Source organism: Gordonia phthalatica (assembly GCF_001305675.1).
GTDB lineage: Bacteria > Actinomycetota > Actinomycetes > Mycobacteriales > Mycobacteriaceae > Gordonia > Gordonia phthalatica.
In genome coordinates this window covers 2,258,577-2,273,118 of sequence record NZ_CP011853.1, presented here as the reverse complement: position 1 = coordinate 2,273,118, position 14,542 = coordinate 2,258,577, and the positions used below count along the sequence as shown (strand labels likewise).

Sequence of the window (14,542 nt, the reverse complement as noted above, 5' to 3'; positions counted from 1 at the left end):
CGCCGGATAGCATGGGCTTTCGAGAAGGGCGCGGACAGCGCCGGGACGACGAGCACGGGAGCGATGGCGAAGTGATGACGATGAACCCGGTCGAAGGGCACTTCGGAGACCAGTTCATCGAGGCCTTCGACGAGCTCCTGCGGTGGCGGCGCGACGTCCGCCACTTCAAGACGGATCCCATCGACGATGACGTGGTCGAAGGCATCCTGCGGTCGGCGGAGCTCTCGCCGTCGGTCGGCAACAGCCAGCCGTGGCGGTGGGTGGACGTGCGGTCGCCGGAGCCTCGAGCCGTCGTCAAAGAGACCTTCATGCGGTGCAACGCCGACGCCCTGAACGGCTACCGCGGTGAGCGGGCCCAGAAGTATCTGTCGTTGAAGCTCGCCGGGTTGGATCAGGCGCCGGTCCACATCGCGGTGTTCTGCGAAGACGGCACCGCGCAGGGCCACGGTCTGGGTCGCCAGACCATGCCGGAGACGCTCGCCTACTCGGTGGTGACCGCCATCGGCAGCCTCTGGCTGGCGGCTCGGGCCCGCGGGGTGGGTGTCGGCTGGATCTCGATCGTCGAACCGGACGATGTGTGTGCCGCCCTCGACGTCCCCGACGGCTGGCGCTTCGTCGCCTACCTCTGCCTCGGGTACCCGGTGCAGGTGGAGTCGACGCCCGAACTGGAACGCGCGGGCTGGCAGGCCCGCACCGACCCGCGTGCCCGCTACTTCGTCCGCTGAGAGGCCCATCTTTATGACGCGCCCCTGGACCGTCCGTCCGGAGACCGCCGCCGATGTCGCCGGAATCCGCGCCGTCACCGTCGCCGCCTTTCCATCGCCCGACGAGGCCGACCTGGTTGAGGCGCTGCGCGCCGACTCGGCCGCGTGGCTCGACGGGCTCTCGTTCGTCGCCGAGCGCGACGGCGTGGTGATCGGTCACGCGCTACTGACGCGCTGCCACGTCGACGGCGCCGACTCCCTCGCGTTGGCACCCTGCTCGGTGCTGCCCGCTGATCAGGGCACCGGCGTCGGCACCGCGGTCATCGAAGCGGTTCTGGATGCCGCGCGCCGGAGGGGCGAGGCATCGGTGATCGTGCTCGGTCACGCCGACTACTACCCGCGCTTCGGCTTCGTGCCTGCCTCCCGATTCGGCGTCACCGCCGGTTTCGAGGTTCCCGACGAGGCCTTCATGGCGATGCCCCTGTCCGACGACGCGCAGGTCCCGGCGGGGACGGTCCGCTACCCGTCGGCGTTCGGCGTCTGAACCTCCGTATCTCCGTCAGCCGCGGCTCCGCCCCAGGCGCCAATAGCCGGAGAAGGTGATCCGGGCGGGCGGAACGCCGCGTTCTCCAACCAGGTGCCTGCGCACTGCGGCCACGGCGGCCTGCTCGCCGCACACCCAGACGGCGTCGATGTCGAGCGGAACGGCTGCCGCCCGAACTGCGTCGAGCATGGCGGTGCCGGGGCGATCGGCGCCCCGCGTCACCCATGTCTGCGATGCACAGGAGTCGAGCGGGAGGACGTCGGCCGCGGACTCGGTCTCGACGACCGCGTGCACGGTGGTCGCGGCGTCACTGCACTCGACGATCCTGGCGATTGCCGGGATCGCGGTCTCGTCGCCGACCACCCACACCACGCCGCGGGGGCGTGAATCGAACAATGCCGAGCCCTCGGTGATTCCGAGCCGCGTCCCGACAGCGGCGGACGTTGCGAATCGACTGCCCGGCCCGGAGTCGCCGTGGAGCACGATGTCGACGTCGATCTCGCCGACTTCGGGACGGTGTGCGCGGACGGTGTACCAACGCAGTACGGGCCGGTGTTCGGCGTCGACGGCGGCCACGGCAGCGCGGATGTTCGGGTGCACGCCGTGCTCGGGCAGCGCGATGCGATGACCGGGGTGGCGTCCCATCAGGAGGCCGACATACTCGTCGGGACCGGTGGGGACCAGAGTGCCTAGGTCAGGCGCGGCGAGAGTCAGTCGGCGCATCCGCGGCGTCAGATCACTGACAGCGGTCACCACGGCACGGTAGGCGGGACGGCGGTCTCCGGTTTCAGTTCCCACGGGGACGCACGCCTTCCCGAATGAGGATCCACAGGAAGAAGACGCCGCCCACCGATATGGTGACCGCGCCGACCGGGATCGGGACGCGGAACGCGTAGAGGGCGATCAGATCGGCGACCGAGAGAATCAACGCCCCGGTCAGAGCGGCGGCGAGGAAGCTCGTGCGGCGGCACAGGCTGCGCGCGATGTGCGGGGCGACCAGTGCGACGAACGCGATCGGGCCGCCGACGGCCACACCGGCCGCCACCAGGATCGTCGCAACGGTCAGGAGCACCCAGCGGTGCCGCACGGTGCGCACGCCGAGGGCCGCGGCGGTGGCGTCGCCGAGTTCGGCGACCCTGGTGTCCGGACCGAGTGCCGCAAGTACGACGACGACCACTCCCAGGGCTGCGCACACCGGGGTCAGGTCGCCCCACTCGGCGCCCTGGAGCGTGCCGATCAACCAGGTCTGTGCGGTCACCGCGCTGGCGACGAAGACTTGGGTCAGGATGTAGTCGACGACGGCCGTGCCGATCGCGGCGATCGCGACGCCGACGAGAATCAGTTGCACGCCGTGCAGTCCGGTGCGGATCGTCAGGAGCATGATCGTCGCGGCCGCGACCAGCGCGCCGATCGCGGCACCGAGCGCGGCCTGATCGAGCGATCCGCCTAGCACGACGATGACGATGACCGCACCGACGGACGCTCCGTTGCTGACGCCGAGGATGTCCGGGCTGGCCAGCGGATTCCGTGTCAGATGTTGGAACACCGCGCCCGCAGTCGCCAGAGCGGCCCCGACGGTCATCGCGACCAGAACGCGCGGCATCCGCCGGTCCATGACGAAGAATTCGGTGAGTCGGCTCGGCGGCCGTCCGAACAGCGTGTCGATCAGGTCGGGAATGGTGACGCGGAACTCGCCCAGCAGCAGCGATGCAACGAAAACGACGGCGAGGACTACGAGCAGTGCGAACACGACGATGGTGGTGCGCACACTGAATCGGTACGACCACCGGTCGCCGGGACCGATGAGCACCCGGTCGTCTCTGGTGAGGGCGATCTCGGGCGCCTGCTGGACGCGGAGCAGCGGCCTCATGAGATCGAGAGCTTTCGGGCGCCGAGCACGAAGGCGATGAGGACTGGGCCGCCGACCAAAGCGGTGAGGACGCCGACCGGCACCTCCCGGCCGCCGCCGATCAGACGTCCGACGATGTCGGCGCCCAACAGGAGTGCAGGGCCGGTGATCAGCGAGATCGGAAGGACGAGGCGGAGGTCGGGGCCGACGAGTGCCCGGACCAGGTGGGGAACGGCCAATCCGAGGAAAGCGATGGGGCCGACGATCGCGGTCGCCGTGCCGCACAGGACGGCGATCACGAGTAGTCCCGCGGCGCGGACGAGGCCGGGCCGGACGCCGAGCGACCGGGCAGTGTCGTCGCCCAACGCCAAGGCGTTGAGCGCGGAGCTGAGCAGAAAGGCCCCGATGACGCCGGGGAGCACCAGCCAGACGACCGGCAGCGCCTCGCCGACCGTACGCGCGGCGAGCGATCCGATCCGCCAGAAGCGGTACGAGTCGAGAACGGACTCGTCGAGCAGGATCAACGAGTGGGTGACGCCGCTCAAGACTGCGGCGAACGCGACGCCGGCCAGTATCAGCCGCACCGGCGAACCAGCGACGAATCGGGTGGTCGACAGCGCCAGCACCACGGCGGAAGCGAACAGTGCGCCTGCGAGCGCGAACCAGACGGTGCTCCCGACCCCTGCCGCTCCGAGCATCGCGAGCCCCAGCACCACGCCGAACGATGCACCCGCGTTGACCCCGAGAATGCCGGGGTCTGCGAGTGGATTCCGGGTGACGGCCTGCATCAGAACGCCGGCGACGCCGAGCGATGCTCCCGCGATCAGGCCGGTCACCGTGCGGTTGACCCGCAGGGTGCCGACGATGTTCGCGACGTCCACATCGCCGAACCCCAGCAGTGCCTGGGTGACCTCGGTGATCGGGGTCGCCCGGGCACCGAGCGCAAGGCTCAGCACCACGCACAGCAGTAGGGCGGCCAGGCTGACGGGTCCCGTCAGCCAGGCTCGACGGGGAGTTCGTCGTACCGCTGGTGCGACGCGTTCCACGCGCGGCTCGGCGTCAGTCCTGGACATGTTTGGTTAGTCTAACCAATCCCGTAATATGCCCGGACATGACATCTCCCTCTCTCGCGAGGCGGTCTGTGATCGCTGTCGCAGGCCTGATCGCAGTCCTGGCCCTCCTGCTGTCCGCGTGCGGTTCGTCGAGTTCCGACGGTGCTGCTGCGGGCGGTGACCCGTACACCGTGAAGCACGCGATGGGCTCCACTGAACTGCCCGGCGTGCCCGAGCGCATCGTGGTTCTCGACTCGCCGCACCTCGACGCGTTGGTGTCCCTCGGAATCACGCCGGTCGGCGCACCTGAGGTCCGCGTGGGAGAGGGCTTCCCCGCGTACCTCGCGGACAAGCTGACGGGCACCGAGTCGATCGGCGGAATCGCCGAACCAGACATCGACGCCATCGCCAATCTGGCTCCCGATCTGATCATCGGAGCCAAGGTGCGGCACGAGGCCGTGTACGACCAGCTGAGCGCGATCGCCCCCACCGTGTTCTCTGAGAACAGCGGCACCGACTGGACCGAGCAGGCCACGATCACCGCCGCGGCGGTCGACAAGACAGACGAGATGGCCGACCTGCTCCGCCGCCTCGATCAACGCGCGGTCGAGGTCGGCGAGAAGGTGGGCGCGAAGGGTAAGACGGCCTCGATCGTCCGATTCCGGCCTGACAACTTCCGCCTGTACGGACCGCATACCTTCTCCGGGTCGCTGTTGACGAAGATGGGTTTCGAACTCGGCGAGCGGAATTGGAACGAGTATTCGATGATGGAACTGAGTCCGGAGCTGTACGAGCAGATCGATGGCGACGTGGCGTTCTACATGAGCCCCGGCGGCAATCCCGACGCCTCGTCGCAGAAGACGATCACGCAGCTCTGGTCGGGCATCCCGGCGGTCAAGGCGAACAAAGCGTTCGAGGTGGAGGACGACACCTGGATGGTGGGCATCGGCGTGACCGGCGCCGGCCTGGTCCTGGATCAGGTGGAGGACCTGCTCGCGTGACAACCGTCGTCGAACCGGTCCTGTCAGCCACCGGCCTCGTCGTCGAGTTCGACGGCGCGACGGTGGTCGACGAGGTCGACCTTCACATCCCGGCCGGCGGCTTCACGGTGATTCTGGGGCCGAACGCCTGCGGCAAGTCGACAACCCTGCGGGCGATCTCCAGAGTCCTGAAGCGTCGGGCGGGCGAGATCGTGTTCGACGGTCGTGCGCTCGAGGCGTACGGCAGCAAAGAGCTCGCTCAACAGATGGGCCTGTTGGCGCAGGATGCTGTCGCGCCAGAGGGCATGCGAGTCGCCGACCTGATCTCGCGAGGTCGTCACCCCTACCACTCTGCGTTTAGGCGATGGACCACCGAGGACGACGCGGCCACGCGTGCCGCGATGGAGGCCACGCGGACGATCGAACTCGCCGAACGCTATGTGGATCAGTTGTCGGGCGGCCAGCGGCAACGTGTCTGGGTCGCGCTCCTGCTGGCGCAGCAGACGCCGGTGATGCTGCTCGATGAGCCGACGACGTTTCTCGACATCGCGCATCAGTACGAGGTGCTCGATCTGTTGAAGCAGCTCAACGGTGACGGAAAGACAGTGGTCGCGGTGCTGCACGACCTGAACCAGGCGGCGCGTTACGCCGACAATCTGGTCTTGATGAAGGCTGGACGCATCGTCGCGTCCGGGCCGCCTCGCGAGATGATCACCGAGGCGCGGATCAGCGAGGTCTTCGGGCTCACCTCGGTTGTGGTCGACGACCCGGTGACCGGTTCACCGATGGTCGTCCGTCGGTGAACCGGTCGGCGAGCGACTACTTGAAGACGTCGAGCTTGTTGAACTTCTCCGCGAGGAGGTAGTAGACGGCCAGGCGCGGGTTCGGCTTGCCGTTCTTCATCGCGGCCATGACGTCGGCGATGGCCTTGTCGAGGTCGTCGTCGGAATCGGTGAGGCCGAGCTTCTTCTTGAGGAAGTTCTCGCGGACGGTCTTCAGCTCGGCCGGATCGCTCGCCGAGACGAGGGAGGCGTCGCGGTTGCTGAGGACCAGGCGGTACGTGGCCGCCATCTTGTCGACGACGGCGACGTCGGCCTTGGGCGCGTACTCGAGGACGCTTTCGCGTGCATCGGTCATGGAGGACCTTCCTTTCAAGGGTGTGTTTCCTCTGCTGCAGACGCTACGCGTGAATGGCTGTCTCGGCTGCGCGACACGGCGTGGTCCGATTTGTCGAAAAGGGGATCTCGGTGGCGTTGACCTGCCGAATGAGACGAAAATCTAGATTTATCGCACTGATCTGCCTACCGTTGTCAGTAACGGGTCGCCCACATCACGCGACCGAACGCAGCGGATGGGAAGCAATCATGGCGACGACGATTCCGACACGACATCCGGCGCAGCCGGTCCCGATCCCCAAGGGTGTGGAGATCTTCGGACGACTCTTCGGCGTCGGGCGACCATCGGCGTCCGAGTTCGACAGACTCGGCGAACTGCTCATGGCCGGCGACCCGGTGATGGACGGCGTCGTCGCCGCGATGTCCGAGGCCGGGATGCGCGAGACGCGACCGCTGTTCGAGAAGGCCCTCGTCGACGGCATCGACTCCGTCGAGGGCGCGCCGGCGGCGATGGAGGACTTCTTCCGGCACATCGAGGCGACACCCGACTGGGTGGACCGCAAGCAATTGGCGCTGGCCGCGCAGGTCATGCAGAGCGGCGGGGCGGACGGCCTCTACATCGCCCGGGACGTCGCACTCCTCGGCGGCTACCAGTTTGCCGGCTTCAACCAGACCCTGCTGCGCACCGGAGCCCTCACCAAGGGATCCAACAAACGATTCGCGGAGACCTCCCGCTGGGCGCTCGACGTCATCGGCGAGGGCGGCCTCGACCTGCACGGCGCCGGATACCGGTCGACGATCCGCGTCCGCTTCATCCACTCGATGGTCCGCAGGCATGTCGAATCCATGCCCGACTGGGACAGCGGGAAGTGGGGTGTGCCGATCAACCAGACCGACATGGCCGCCACCCTCGTCGGATCACTGGTGGCGCCATCGATCGGCGTCGCGGGCCTCGGCCTCCTGAACAGCCGCCGGGAGTACGAGGCGATCGCGCAGTTGACCCGCTACGTCGGCTGGCTGATCGGCGTCGACGATGAGTTCCTCCCCCGCGACTTCCGCGATGCGGTCCGTATCCTCGCCCACACGTCCGCGGCCCTGTCCGTCGCAGACGAGACGTCGAAACTGCTGGCCTCGCCGATGGTCGACGACCCCGACGCCTGGCACTACGCCGCGCTGCCCGCTCTCCGGCGGCGACTCGCGAAGTCGCAGCACCTCGGCATCGCGCGGGCTTTCCTGGGACGTCCCGCGCTGCGGCGGCTCGGCGTCGACGACACCGCACTCCCCTGGTATCCGCCGTTGATCTTCGGCGTCAACATCGTCCGGTCGGTCGCCGCGCAACTGCCGGGCGGTCGGCGCCGCGCCGCGCGTGCGGGACAGCGTCGCGCCGACACATTCATGACGACCATGGCGCCGAATCCGGTCGTCATCGGCGACTCCTCCGACATCGCCCGCGCCGCCTGACCGATCCGGTTAGCGTTCGGTGCGACACCCCGTGGCCGAGAGGACGCTCGATGACCAGAGAAGCAGCCCCATCCGACGAGATCCGTGCGATCGAGACGCTGAAGTACCGATACCTGCGGGCCGTCGACACCAAGGATTGGGACGGCCTGGCGGCGACCCTCACCGAGGACGTGCACACCGACTACGGCTCCCAGCTCGGCGGACGTCCGCTGACCTTCGACGACCGCGACGGCGTCCTCGCCTACTTCCGCAAGGCGATGGGCGGCAGCCTCGTCACCGAACACCACGTCACTCATCCGATCATCGAGGTCGACGCCGGCGATCCGACCCGTGCGACCGGCAGCTGGTATCTGCAGGACCGGGTGATCGTGCCCGACTACGACATGATGATCATCGGCGCCGCGTTCTACGAGGACGTGTACCGGAAGACCGCCGACGGTTGGCGCATCGCGTCCACCGGCTACCAGCGGACCTTCGAGGCGACGAGCAAGCTGTCGGCGATCGACTTCCACCTCACGCGCGGACCGGCGATAGTCCGCGCGTCCTAGGCCGTGTTGGACTAGTGAGTCACCCGCTGATCGACGCGCCGACGTAGGCGGCGAGGTGCTCGCCGGTGAGCGTGGAGCGCGCGGTGACGAGGTCGCGGGGCGTGCCCTCGAAGACCACGCGACCGCCGTCCTGGCCCGCACCGGGCCCGATGTCGATGATCCAGTCCGCGTGCGCCATCACGGCCTGGTGATGCTCGATCACGATCACCGACTTCCCGCCGTCGACGAGGCGGTCCAGCAGCCCCAGCAGTTGCTCGACGTCGGCCAGGTGCAGACCGGTGGTCGGCTCGTCGAGGACGTACACCTGCGCCTTCTCCGCCATCGCGGTCGCGAGCTTGATGCGCTGACGCTCGCCGCCGGACAGCGTGGTCAGCGGCTGGCCGACCTTCAGGTAGTCGAGCCCCACATCGGAGAGACGCAGCAGAATCTTGTGCGCCGCCGGGATCCGCGCGTCGCCCTCGCCGAAGAAGGCGGTCGCCTCGTCGACCGACATCTGCAGCACCTCGCTGATGTCGCGCCCGCCGAGCTGGTACTCCAGGACGGCTGCGTCGAACCGCTTCCCCTCGCAGACGTCGCACGGGGTGGCGACACCGGCCATGGTCGCCAGGTCGGTGTAGATGACGCCCGCGCCCTTGCACGTGGGGCACGCGCCCTCCGAGTTGGGGCTGAACAGGGCGGGCTTGACCCCGTTGGCCTTGGCGAAGGCCTTGCGGATGGGGTCGAGCAGTCCGGTGTAGGTGGCCGGATTGCTCCGGCGGGAACCACGGATCGCCGACTGGTCGATGACGACCACGTCGGCGTCCTTCGGCATCGAACCGTGGATGAGCGAGCTCTTCCCGGAGCCTGCGACACCGGTGATGACGGCGAGGACGCCGAGCGGCAGGTCCACGTCGACGTCCTGGAGGTTGTTCGTGGAAGCGCCGCGGATCTCGATGGCTCCGCTCGCCGACCGGACCTCGTCCTTCAGTCGAGCGCGGTCGTGGAGGTGCCGACCGGTGAGCGTGTCGGCCGAGGTGAGTCCCTCGACGGTGCCCTCGAAGCAGATCTGCCCGCCGAGTGACCCCGCCCGGGGACCGAGGTCGACCACGTGATCGGCGATCGCGATGGTCTCCGGCTTGTGCTCAACGACGAGCACGGTGTTCCCCTTGTCGCGAAGGCGCAGCAAAAGCGTGTTCATCCGGGCGATGTCGTGCGGATGCAGGCCGACCGTGGGCTCGTCGAAGATGTAGGTGATGTCGGTCAGCGACGAACCGAGGTGGCGGATCATCTTGGTGCGCTGGGCTTCTCCGCCAGACAGGGTGCCGGTGGGGCGTTCCAGCGACAGATAGCCCAGGCCGATCTCCACGAACGACGACAGCGTCGCCCCCAGGTTGTCGAGCAGCGGTGCGACGGTCGGCTCGTCGAGGCCCACCACCCAGTCGTGCAGGTCGGTGATCTGCATCCGGCACGCGTCGGCGATGTTGACACCGTCGATCCGGGCGTTGCGCGCATGGTCGGCGAGACGGGTGCCGTCGCACTCGGGGCAGGCGGTCGCGGTCACCGCGCGCTCGATGAAGGCCCGGATGTGCGGCTGCACCGAGTCGATGTCCTTGCTCAGCATCGACTTGGTGATCCTCGGAATGACGCCCTCGTAGGTCAGGTTGATGCCGTCGACCTTGATCTTGGTCGGCTCCCGGTACAGCAGATCGTCGAGCTCGCGCTTCGTGAACTGCCCGACCGGCTTGTCCATGTCGAAGTAGCCGCTGCCGCCGTAGAGCCGGCCGTACCAGCCGTCCATGCTGTATCCGGGCACCTTGAGCGACCCGGCCGCGAGCGACAGGTCGGCGTCGTAGATCTCGGTGAGGTCGATGTCGGAGACGTTGCCCATCCCCTCGCAGCGAGGGCACATGCCGCCGAGGACCTCGAAGGTCTTCTTCAAGGCCTTGGACTGAGCGCCGCGGTCCACCTTGATGGCGCCGCCGCCCCGCACGGTCGGCGTGTTGAACGAGAAGGCGTTCGGCCCGCCGACATGCGGTGTCGCGATCTTGCTGAACAGGATGCGGAGCATCGCGTTGGCGTCGGTCAGCGTTCCGACCGTCGACCGCGGATTGCCGCCGATCCGCTCCTGGTCGACGATGATCGCGGTGGTGATCCCGTCGAGCACGTCCACGTCGGGTCGCGCGAGCGTCGGCATGAAGCCCTGGACGAAGCTGCTGTACGTCTCGTTGATGAGCCGTTGCGACTCCGCGGCGACGGTCCCGAAGACGAGTGAACTCTTTCCCGAGCCGGAGACGCCGGTGAACACCGTCAAGCGGCGCTTCGGAAGTTCCACGCTGACATCGCGCAGATTGTTGACGCGGGCGCCCCGGATGCGGATCAGGTCGTGGCTGTCAGCGGGAAGCGATGCGGAAGAAGGCATGTCGGCCATTGTTCCGCATCGCCCGCATCCGTGTCAGCGCACCCGGATTCCGAGGACCGCCTTCTCCACCTCGCTCTTGCTGGTGCTATCGCCGATGGGGCTCACGCCGACGGCGAAGGTCATCGGTGAGCTGTTGATCACGGCCACGATCACGTCGTCGCCCTGGATGCCGGGGCGCGCACTGACTTTGATGTTGCTGCGTACCAGGGTCAGCTTGGTGGTGTCGTCGTCGAGGGTTCCGTTGCGCGACTGGGTGATCTCGGCCGGCGAGGGATCGCTGCCTGCGTACCCGCTGCTGGACGGCAGGCATTCGACGATCTTGCGGGCGATCGCCTCCGTGTCGTCACCGAACGACGACGGGAGCGTGCCGATGGTCACCGCCGCCTGCCAGGACGACACGGTGTCCGGGCGGGGAGTGTTGATACCGGCAGCCGTCACGGCGAACGGGATCTCGGTCGCCGTGTCCGGTCGCCACGAGGGCGTCGGCAGGGCCGCCGACGGAATGCTGATGTTCAGGTTGGTGAGCGGACTCGTCAGGACCGTGGTGGCGCTGTTGCCGAGCGCGCACTTGGTCGGGACCCCGTTCACGACCGCAGCATCGCGTCCCACGCTCGGGGACGGGCTGGTGGTGGTCGTGGGTGGCGTCACCACGTCCTCGGTCGATGCCGTCGACGACGGGTCCGAATCACCGCTGCCCTTGAAGACGAAGAACCCGGCTACGCCGATCAACGCCAACACCACGACGATCGCCGCGACGATCCCGAATACCTTGCGCGAGTTCGTCTTCCCCGACGGCGGTGGTCCGCCGGCCATGCCGAACGGCTGCTGACCGTATCCGCCGGGCGGCGGGCCGTAGCCACCGCCTCCGCCGAAGGCCTGCGCGGGCTGTTGTTGCTGTCCATACGGTTGCTGACCGAACTGCTGCTGACCGTAGGGCTGCTGCGAGTACTGGGGGTACTGGGGTGAACTGGGCTGGGGTGAACTGGGTTGGGGTGAACTGGGTTGGGGCGAACTCGGCTGGGACTGCGGCACGGGCGGCACCGGCGTCGCGGACGGAGCGGGCGTCGGCGGTCGTTGCGGCTGCGTGGACGGCCCCTGCGACGGCCCCTGTGCCGTGTACGGCGCCGTACCCGAGCCGAACTGATCGGCGGACGGGCGCGCCGGACCCGGCTGCGACGGGGTCTGGGGCTTCTGGCTCTGGGACTGCGGCGGCAGAGTCGGGGCTGCCGGCGGCTGTGCTGCCGGATTGTGGGGCAGCGGGCTCGGATTGATCATCGTCGGTGCGTAGGCGGCCGGGCTCTTGGGCTTGAATCCCGGGCGGGTCAAGGCACCGGTCAGCTCGGCGGCGAACTCGCCGCACGAGCGGTACCGGCCCGCCGGATCCTTCGCCATGGCTCGCGCGAGGACCGGGTCGACGGACGGTGCCAGCGTCGGCAGGATCGTCGTCGCACTCGGCGCATCACTGTTCAGATGAGCGTTGATGATCGCCGTCGGCGTCGACAGCGGGAACGGCGCCTTACCGGTCAGAAGTCGGTACGCGGTGCACGCCAACGCGTACTGATCCGACCGGCCGTCGAGGTCCTGTCCGCGCAACTGCTCGGGTGAGCAGTACTGGATGGACCCCACTGTCAGGTTCGCGGCCGTGAGCGCTGTCTCGTTGGTCAGCTTGCGTGCGATGCCGAAGTCGGTGAGGTACACCTTCCGGCGCGACGCGCCGTCGTCCACCAGGATGTTGGCGGGCTTCACGTCGCGGTGCACCATGCCGCGCGAGTGTGCGTAGTCGAGGGCGTCGGCCACCGCGGAGATGATCTCGGCGACCACGCGCGGCTCCGGCACGCCGTCGCGCTTCAGAATCGCGTCGCAGTCGGATCCCGGAATGTACTTCATCGTGATCCACAACTGGCCCTGGAACTCGCCGCGGTCGTACACGCTGACGATGCTCGGGTGGTCCAGCTGGGACGCGAGATCGGCCTCCCGGGTGAAGCGGGCACGGTAAGTGGCGTCCGATGTGAGCTCGCCGGGCAGCACCTTGAGGGCGTCTTCACGGGGCAGCCTGGGGTGGGCCGCCAGATAGACCTCACCCATTCCCCCGACGCCCAGACTTCGTACGATTCGATAATCGGCGAAATACTGCCCCGCGCTCAACATGAGAACAGCCTAAGACATGCACTCCCGGTACGAAGACCTCAGGAGCATTCACCGTCGCGTCGGCTTCTTCGGTAACCGGTGCCGACGCCTTCGCCAGCGACTATTTTGGGCAGTGGTCACGGTGCCGGTCCGCACCGACTTCAGCGAGAGGCGACATGGAGAGCATCAACACTGCGACGGGTCCGGTCGGGGCGGACCGACTCGGCGTGACGCTCACCCACGAACACGTCTTCGTGCTCAACGAGGACTACCGCCTCAACTTCCTCCCGGACTGGAATGAGACCGCGCAGATCCAGGCGGCCGTCGAACGGCTCACCTGTCTCAAAGAGGCCGGCGTCGACACCCTGATGGACGTCTCCGTCGCCGGACTCGGCCGCAATGTGGAACGCATCCGGGCCGTCGCCGACCGGGTGGACCTCAATCTGGTGCTCGCGACCGGCCTGTACACCTTTCACGACCTTCCCTTCCAGTTCCACTACACCGGACCCGGTCTCGGCTTCGACGGTCCCGATCCGATGGATGAGGCCTTCATCCGCGATCTGACGGTCGGGATCGGCGGTACCGATGTCAAAGCGGCGTTCCTGTTCTGCGCGATCGAGGCGGAGGGATTGAGCACGGGCGTCGAACGAGTGATGCGCGCCGTGGGACGAGCGTCGGTTGCCACCGGCGCGCCCGTGGTGGTGCACACCAATCCGCACACGAAATCCGGGCTCATCGCGCAACGCGTCCTCGCCGAGGAGGGCGTGGATCTGAGCCGCGTCCAGATCGCCCACTGCGGCGACAGCACCGACCTGGACTATCTGATGCAGCTGGCCGACGCGGGGTCGACCCTCGGGCTCGACCGCTTCGGGCTCGACGTCCTCCTCCCCTACGACGCTCGCTTCGCCACCCTGCTCACTTTGATCGAGAAGGGATACGCCGACCGTGTGGCGCTCTCCCACGACGCCTTCTGCTTCAGCGACTGGTTCGACGAGGAGAAACGACAAGCCGTCGCTCCGGACTGGAACTACCTGCAGGTGACCGGGCGGGTGATCCCCGACCTCCTCGCCGCCGGCGTCGACCAGCGGGTCGTCGACACGATCATGCGGTACGGTCCGCGCGACTTCCTGGCTCCTCCGGAGACCGGTCCCGCTGCGCTTGCAGTAGCAAATTTCAATAAAACTGGACTTGGTCCAGAAAACGGGTAGTATGGGTGCATGGCCGCCACTGATCACACCGCAGACATCCGTGACGCCGGGTTGAGAGTCACCCGGCCTCGTCTCGCGGTGATGGCGGCCGTCGACGCGCATCCGCATGCCGAGACCGAGGCGGTTCTGGCAGCAGTGCGCGAAGAACTGCCCGGTGTGTCCCGTCAGGCCGTGTACGACGTCCTGCACGCCCTGACCGACGCCGGGCTGATCCGACGGATCCAGCCGTCGGGCCATGTCTCGCTGTACGAGACCCGGATCGCAGACAATCACCACCACCTCGTGTGCCGTGTGTGCGGAGACGTCCGCGACGTCGATTGCGCAGTCGGCGAAGCACCCTGCCTCGAGGCCGTCGACGACCACGGCTTCCGCATCGACGAAGCCGAGGTCATCTACTGGGGCGTCTGCCCCGCCTGTGCAGCGAACACCGACACCACCCGCGCGCCGGACGACCCCGGCGGCGCAACACGCTGATCGTCGCCTCCGGCGATCCACCGAAAGGAACCGCAGTGTCCGACCAACAGCCCGCAGCGAGCGCAACCGGCTGCCCGGTACA

14 protein-coding genes are annotated in these 14,542 nt (G+C 67.8%); 8 read left to right on the top strand and 6 right to left on the bottom strand.

All coding sequences use genetic code 11. The features are described 5' to 3' along the window. The first annotated feature begins 74 nt into the window (after window positions 1-74). Both bluB and ACH46_RS10655 read left to right on the top strand, forming a co-directional pair. A complete protein-coding gene (gene bluB / locus ACH46_RS10660) occupies window positions 75-725 on the top strand; it encodes a 5,6-dimethylbenzimidazole synthase (protein ID WP_417935241.1) in 651 nt (216 codons plus the stop codon). Window positions 726-738: 13 nt separating this feature from the next. After that, on the top strand, window positions 739-1,248 hold the full coding sequence (locus tag ACH46_RS10655; RefSeq protein ID WP_062392878.1) for a GNAT family N-acetyltransferase: 510 nt from the start codon (window positions 739-741) through the stop codon (window positions 1,246-1,248). 15 nt (window positions 1,249-1,263) lie between these two features. Here ACH46_RS10655 and ACH46_RS10650 read toward each other — a convergent pair whose 3' ends face one another. The 3 genes from ACH46_RS10650 to ACH46_RS10640 are packed head-to-tail and all read right to left on the bottom strand — an operon-like array spanning window position 1,264 to window position 4,170. After that, the gene (locus tag ACH46_RS10650; protein WP_226995578.1) at window positions 1,264-2,001 is read right to left on the bottom strand and encodes a siderophore-interacting protein; all 738 of its coding nucleotides are present in this window, start codon (window positions 1,999-2,001) and stop codon (window positions 1,264-1,266) included. 34 nt (window positions 2,002-2,035) lie between these two features. Continuing rightward, entirely contained in the window at window positions 2,036-3,118 is a 1,083-nt protein-coding gene (locus tag ACH46_RS10645; RefSeq protein ID WP_062392876.1) for a FecCD family ABC transporter permease, read from the bottom strand. Beyond that, the gene (locus ACH46_RS10640; RefSeq protein ID WP_193392897.1) at window positions 3,115-4,170 is read right to left on the bottom strand and encodes a FecCD family ABC transporter permease; all 1,056 of its coding nucleotides are present in this window, start codon (window positions 4,168-4,170) and stop codon (window positions 3,115-3,117) included. Before ACH46_RS10640 ends, ACH46_RS10645 begins: the two co-directional genes overlap by 4 nt. 38 nt (window positions 4,171-4,208) lie before the next feature. On the opposite strand from ACH46_RS10640, the gene ACH46_RS10635 reads away from it, so the two are divergent. Together ACH46_RS10635 and ACH46_RS10630 are read left to right on the top strand one after the other, a co-directional pair. Then, window positions 4,209-5,150 (top strand): ABC transporter substrate-binding protein, encoded by a 942-nt coding sequence (locus ACH46_RS10635; protein WP_062392875.1) that lies wholly within the window; start codon window positions 4,209-4,211, stop codon window positions 5,148-5,150. Then, complete coding sequence (locus tag ACH46_RS10630; RefSeq protein ID WP_062392874.1) at window positions 5,147-5,932, top strand: ABC transporter ATP-binding protein; 786 nt, start codon at window positions 5,147-5,149, stop codon at window positions 5,930-5,932. The genes ACH46_RS10635 and ACH46_RS10630 overlap by 4 nt, the downstream gene beginning before the upstream one ends. A 16-nt stretch (window positions 5,933-5,948) precedes the next feature. Here ACH46_RS10630 and ACH46_RS10625 read toward each other — a convergent pair whose 3' ends face one another. Next, window positions 5,949-6,266, bottom strand: a complete 318-nt coding sequence (locus ACH46_RS10625; RefSeq protein ID WP_062392873.1) for a DUF2853 family protein — start codon at window positions 6,264-6,266, stop codon at window positions 5,949-5,951. 227 nt (window positions 6,267-6,493) lie between these two features. Here ACH46_RS10625 and ACH46_RS10620 point away from each other — a divergent pair, with 227 nt between their 5' ends. Both ACH46_RS10620 and ACH46_RS10615 read left to right on the top strand, forming a co-directional pair. Next, complete coding sequence (locus ACH46_RS10620; RefSeq protein ID WP_062392872.1) at window positions 6,494-7,705, top strand: oxygenase MpaB family protein; 1,212 nt, start codon at window positions 6,494-6,496, stop codon at window positions 7,703-7,705. 50 nt (window positions 7,706-7,755) lie between these two features. After that, a complete protein-coding gene (locus ACH46_RS10615) occupies window positions 7,756-8,253 on the top strand; it encodes a nuclear transport factor 2 family protein (RefSeq protein ID WP_062392871.1) in 498 nt (165 codons plus the stop codon). 19 nt (window positions 8,254-8,272) lie between these two features. Here ACH46_RS10615 and ACH46_RS10610 read toward each other — a convergent pair whose 3' ends face one another. Both ACH46_RS10610 and ACH46_RS10605 read right to left on the bottom strand, forming a co-directional pair. Beyond that, a complete protein-coding gene (locus ACH46_RS10610) occupies window positions 8,273-10,651 on the bottom strand; it encodes an ATP-binding cassette domain-containing protein (protein ID WP_417935240.1) in 2,379 nt (792 codons plus the stop codon). 33 nt (window positions 10,652-10,684) lie between these two features. Continuing rightward, window positions 10,685-12,736: a serine/threonine-protein kinase gene (locus ACH46_RS10605; protein WP_236995097.1), complete on the bottom strand. Its 2,052-nt coding sequence runs from the start codon at window positions 12,734-12,736 to the stop codon at window positions 10,685-10,687. A 218-nt stretch (window positions 12,737-12,954) separates the two neighbouring features. Here ACH46_RS10605 and ACH46_RS10600 point away from each other — a divergent pair, with 218 nt between their 5' ends. Beyond that, the gene (locus ACH46_RS10600) at window positions 12,955-13,986 is read left to right on the top strand and encodes a phosphotriesterase family protein (RefSeq protein ID WP_062392868.1); all 1,032 of its coding nucleotides are present in this window, start codon (window positions 12,955-12,957) and stop codon (window positions 13,984-13,986) included. 9 nt (window positions 13,987-13,995) lie between these two features. Then, window positions 13,996-14,460, top strand: a complete 465-nt coding sequence (locus tag ACH46_RS10595) for a Fur family transcriptional regulator (protein ID WP_062392867.1) — start codon at window positions 13,996-13,998, stop codon at window positions 14,458-14,460. Window positions 14,461-14,542: the final 82 nt, after the last annotated feature.